Raw genomic sequence first — 4,784 nt, 5'->3', positions numbered from 1 at the left:
CGCCCACTGCTCGTCAGAAAGATCCCCTCGCCCCACACCGCGATCATCACGGCGCAGGGCGAACAACGAAGCCCACTTCTAAAACACCCCCTAGGGCCAGTCCGCAAACGGGTCTTGGCCCGAGTGGCAACGAGGCCGCACAGACCGCCGTCTCATACGAGGCGGCGGTCTTCTCGCCCGCGGTCGCACCCGCCCGGACCCGAACCCCGGAGCGGCCTGTGACAGGGTAGGCGGCGTGGACTGCGTCTTCTGCCAACTCGTCCAGGAGGGCACCGCACACTGGGTAGCCCGCGAGGCTGACACCTGTGCCTTCACCCCGCTGAACCCGCTCGCGCCGGGTCATACGCTGGTCATCCCCACCAGCCACTTCACGGACGTGTTCGAGGTCCCGCCCCATGTCTTGACCGCGTCGATGACGCTGGTCCAGCGCGTGGCGACAGCCATGCGCACTGCCCTTGACGCTTCGGGCGTCAACATCCTGAGCGCCAGCGGACCGGGATCGGAACAGTCCGTTCCCCACCTGCACTTCCACGTCGTTCCTCGATGGGTGGACGACGGGATATCGACGTGGCCGAGCGGGCAGTCCCGCCGACGCCTCACCGGCGATCCAGGCACACGACTGGCGGCCGCGCTCAACCGAGACCACAAGCCGCATCACGGGATGTAGCCAGAGCCCGTACTCATTCAGAGCTCCCCTGCTGCAACCGGCGCGAGCGGCTCCCTTCGACCGCCCCGACGACTCGTGCAGGTCGAAGGGCATCCGCGGGCCTCGCGGCCCCGGCAGCTGCCGGACCGGTCCGGCCGGGGTGGCGGGCGGGTCAGGACAGGACAGGCGCCCGAAGAACCGGCTTCCCGGGCGGTGCGGGTGGCCGGGTCCTCGGCCGCCCCGCCCGGCGCGCGGTGACGTGCCCGTCAGCGGCAGCGGCCGACGGCCCTACGGCAGGCACTGAACGCTTACGTCACCTAACCTGCCTCTATGGCAACTAAAAGTGATGACTCCGCTTCGAAGCGTATATATGGTCCCATGGCGCGAGGCACCGCCCTCCTCTCCGCGGCAGCCGCGGCCGGGGCCCTGCTCGCCGGGTGCGGCAACGGCGCCGGCGGCGATACGGCGCAGGCCGGTGACGCCGAGGCCGCCCGGATCGCCGCGAGCCCGAGCACCCTCACCCAGGACCAGACGGAGCGGAAGCGGCTCATCCCCGCGGCCAAGAAGGGCTGGGAGCAGGCACTGCGCGCCGCGGTGGCGACCGTACCGAAGTCCGAGCTGGTCTCGATCAAGCTCAAGGGCCCGGCCGACCGGCCCCGGTGGAAGACCGAGGTGGTCACGGCCGACGGCGCCGCCCACACCGTCCGCGTCGACGCGGTCACCGGAAAGGCCGGCAAGGCGCAGGCCGAGACGGACCAGGACGCCGATGACAAGCAGGAGCTGGCGGGCTGGCTGAAGAAGGCCACAGTGACCCCGCAGCAGGCCGCTCAGACCGCCACCGACAAGACCAAGGGCACCGTCACCGCCGTCAAACTAGACGACTCCGACGGCGGCACGCCGACGTGGTCCGTCGACGTCGTCTCGACCGATGACTGGAACAAGACGACCTACGACATCGACGCGACCAACCGCAAGGTTCTCCGGGAGCACGTCGACCGGGACTGACGGCGCGCACACGCACGCCCGCACGGTTGGACGCTGGCGGGGCTGGTTGCTCCGGACCACATGGACGGCGACGAGCCGACGTTGCGCTGCTTGCACGCCTCGGTGCCGGGGGCCGGCCGAGGACCGCCTGCGCGACCTCACCGCAGGCAGTCCCCAACCTGGTCGGACGACTGCGGAATGACGGGACCGCGGCTGATGTGACGCGTCGAGTCTCACTGGATCGTGCACGTCGGGCCGGTCTGTCTCCGCTCCGCAGATCGTGTAGTCGGGCGCAGCAGCACGCTGACGTCACAGTGTCACGACCTGCGGACGCGCGAACACCGAGTTGTCGATGACAACATCCATCATCGGCAACGGGTCGACTTCTTGAAGATAGATACGCTCGGCCACCAGATACCTGTTGCGGTGGATCGACTCCGCTTCAGTTCCGGCCCAGTCCTGATCACGCTCGGCACCCCGCTGAACAGACAGCTCCGCATCCACCTGCAACCAGACGCGGAAGTCCCAGTACTCATTGATCTCGGGGCGGAAGGCGAAGACACCATCCACGATCAGCACGGCGTCCGCGCCAAGCGGCGTCACGTCGGATGAGTGATCTCGCTGGGTCAGCGGGTCGATGCTGCACAGAGCACAGGTCGTCGCTCGCGCTGACCGGCAGGGATCCAGCAGCAGGCGCTTGACCGCTTCATAGTCGTACGCGTTGCGGTAGTACCCCTCACCGGACTCCCGGTCATAGAGGTGCCGGTCCCTCCACGGCTTCTTGAAGTCGTCGAGAGTCGCCCGGAGCACTGCCCGCCCCGCAGCACTGATCCACTCAGCCAGTTCATGTCCGAAGCTCGTCTTCCCAGCGGCGGTGAAGCCGTCGATCCCCACGAGCAGGCGGCCCTGACCGAGAGCCAGGACGCGCTTGGCGACCTCTTCTACCAGCGTGCTGCGCTCGACGGAGGCCGCCGGAGGACACGGCTGCCGCCAGGACGAAGCCGAATGCTGCACGTCCGCCTGTGGTGGTCTCATGGAGGTGAACCTACCGGCTGGTCCAACGGCCCGGTGAAGTGAGACAGCCGTCGGCAACTGCTCGGCGCGGGAGCGAGAAGTTGAGACATGGACGCGGTCCCCTCTCACGTGAATACGAACCCTCGCTTGCCAAAAGGCCCCGCGAAAGCGAGATCCCACGAGACGGGACAGGAGCCGGCCCGTGCCTTCCGGTCTCCTTGCGATTCGCCCTGTCAGCCCGAGCGTTGTCGAGGCGAGCAGTCAGGAGCTGTACTCGTCGGAATCCGCTTGGCCTACGATGACGCGGTGAAATTCGTGATGGTGCCGGGTGGCTGGCAAGGCGGATGGGTATTCGACTCAGTGGCCGCCGAGTTGCACCGAGATGGTCACCATGTCGAGGCGGTGACCCTGTCAGGGCTTGAGCCGGACGGCCCGGTTGATGTGGACCGTCCGCCGAACCTCGACACCCATATCGATCAGGTGGCCGAGGTCGTCGACCGTAGCGACGGGACGCCCCTCGCACTGTGCGGGCACAGCTACGGCGGGATGGTGATCGCCGGTGTCGCGGACCGGCTCGGCGACCGCCTCGATCACCTCGTCTTCATCGACGCCTACGTCCCGGACGACGGGGATTCGTGTTGGTCCTTGACCAGCGACAGCTTCCGGCAGTTGTTCATAGCCGGCGCCCGCGCCGACGGTCGATGGGTCGCAGTGCCTGATGGGCTCGACCCACGCGCGCGACCGCACCCAATGGCGAGCTTTGTCCAGTCGATCAGGCTGGAAGGCAACCCCAGCCGCGCGCTCGGCCGCACGTACATCAGCGGTGGCGCGTGGGCGGGCAGCCCGTTCGTGACGCTGACCGAACGGTTGCGCAAGGACTCAGGCTGGAGGGTTCACGAGATTCCTGTCGGCCACAACATCGCCCGCCGCGACCCGCGTAGCCTCGCGGCTGTTCTCGGCGCGTTGCGGCCCGAATCCGCCTGACGCGCAACCACTCGCTCCTCTGTCGTGTCGTCATCGTCGAGAGGGACGGTCGCCGGATCGGATCTTCTCCGGTGAAGCGTGTGGAACCGCGGCCCCCTACGTGTTGCCGAGCACAGCCGCCCCCTGTTCCGGGCCGCCTCGTGATTGATCCTGGGGCGTTCTGGCCCGGTGCTTCGGGGGCGGCTGGCGGTTCAGCGCGCCCAGGTCGGCCGGTTACTCGTACCGGTACTTCAGCGACTCCGCCTCCGCCTGCTCGACGTCAGCGATCGTCAGGTCCGGCATCCGCAACTGGGCCAGGGTCACCTCGGCCGAGGTCGGCTGGGCGTCGATCGGCAGCCACTGCTCCGGCTTCCAGGCCGCGCTGCGCAGCAGCGACTTGGGGCAGTGCGGGTAGACCTCCTCGATCCCCAGCACCAGGGCACTGGCCGGCGGCTTGCCCACGGCGGTCAGCTGCGACAGCAGCTCCGGGCGGGTGGAGACGCAGGCCCGGCCGTTCACCCTGAGCGTCGTGGTGCGTCCCGGGATGACGAACAGCAGGCCGGCACGTCCGGTTTCGAGGACGTTCTGCAGGGAGTCCAGACGCTTGTTGCCGGTCGCGTCCGGTATCGCCACCGTCCGTGCGTCCAGGACGGCGACGAACCCGGCGGGGCCGCCGCGCGGGGAGACGTCGCAGTTGCCCTGGGCGTCCGCGCTGGCGACCAGGACCAGCGATGAGCAGGCGATCAACTGCGCGGTCTGCTCGGTGAGTTCGGTCATCTGCTTGCGCACGGCCGCGTCGCCGGGCGGTCCGTAGGCTTGGCGCAGGCCCTCCTGGTCGCGCACGGCGTCGAGGCGGAGCGAGTCGAATGCGCTGCTGGCAAGGTGTGGCGTCATACCTCTGACCCTATTGGGCCGACTCGCCGTTGATCCTTGGGAGACGAGCGTGGGGACAGAGGAGACTGCCAGCAGCCACGGCCCTATGTCCTCTCCTGCCCGCGGCTCCTGCCTGCCGCACGTCTGCCGCAGGGCACGCGGGCAGGCCAGCCGCTCCGGGGCCCATTGTGCGGCCCCGGGGGCTGCTGCTAGGGGGTGTTTTAGAAGTGGGCTTCGTTGTTCGCCCTGCGCCGTGATGATCGCGGTGTGGGGCGAGGGGATCTTTCTGACGAGCAGTGGGCGA

General features: G+C 68.5%; 5 protein-coding genes. 3 read left to right on the top strand and 2 right to left on the bottom strand.

Annotated features, from left to right (window positions below):
* The first annotated feature begins 235 nt into the window (after positions 1 to 235).
* Together ACF073_RS41370 and ACF073_RS41365 are read left to right on the top strand one after the other, a co-directional pair.
* Positions 236 to 667, top strand: coding sequence for an HIT family protein (locus tag ACF073_RS41370; protein WP_392076727.1), 432 nt, complete (start codon positions 236 to 238; stop codon positions 665 to 667).
* A gap of 357 nt (positions 668 to 1,024) precedes the next feature.
* Positions 1,025 to 1,651, top strand: coding sequence for a PepSY domain-containing protein (locus tag ACF073_RS41365; protein ID WP_392076726.1), 627 nt, complete (start codon positions 1,025 to 1,027; stop codon positions 1,649 to 1,651).
* A gap of 288 nt (positions 1,652 to 1,939) precedes the next feature.
* Here the strand turns inward: ACF073_RS41365 and ACF073_RS41360 are convergent, their stop codons facing one another.
* Positions 1,940 to 2,665 carry a uridine kinase gene (locus ACF073_RS41360; RefSeq protein ID WP_392076724.1) on the bottom strand — a complete coding sequence of 242 codons (726 nt, stop codon included), beginning with the start codon at positions 2,663 to 2,665 and terminating at the stop codon, positions 1,940 to 1,942.
* 285 nt (positions 2,666 to 2,950) lie between these two features.
* On the opposite strand from ACF073_RS41360, the gene ACF073_RS41355 reads away from it, so the two are divergent.
* Positions 2,951 to 3,628 (top strand): alpha/beta fold hydrolase, encoded by a 678-nt coding sequence (locus tag ACF073_RS41355; protein WP_392076723.1) that lies wholly within the window; start codon positions 2,951 to 2,953, stop codon positions 3,626 to 3,628.
* 213 nt (positions 3,629 to 3,841) lie between these two features.
* Here ACF073_RS41355 and ACF073_RS41350 read toward each other — a convergent pair whose 3' ends face one another.
* A complete protein-coding gene (locus ACF073_RS41350) occupies positions 3,842 to 4,501 on the bottom strand; it encodes an MSMEG_1061 family FMN-dependent PPOX-type flavoprotein (protein ID WP_392076722.1) in 660 nt (219 codons plus the stop codon).
* Between the last annotated feature and the right edge of the window lie 283 nt (positions 4,502 to 4,784).

This window comes from Streptomyces sp. NPDC015171 (genome assembly GCF_043079545.1).
Taxonomy (GTDB): Bacteria; Actinomycetota; Actinomycetes; order Streptomycetales; family Streptomycetaceae; genus Streptomyces.
Note: the sequence above shows the minus strand (reverse complement) of the source record. Positions and strands in the feature narration are given on the sequence as shown.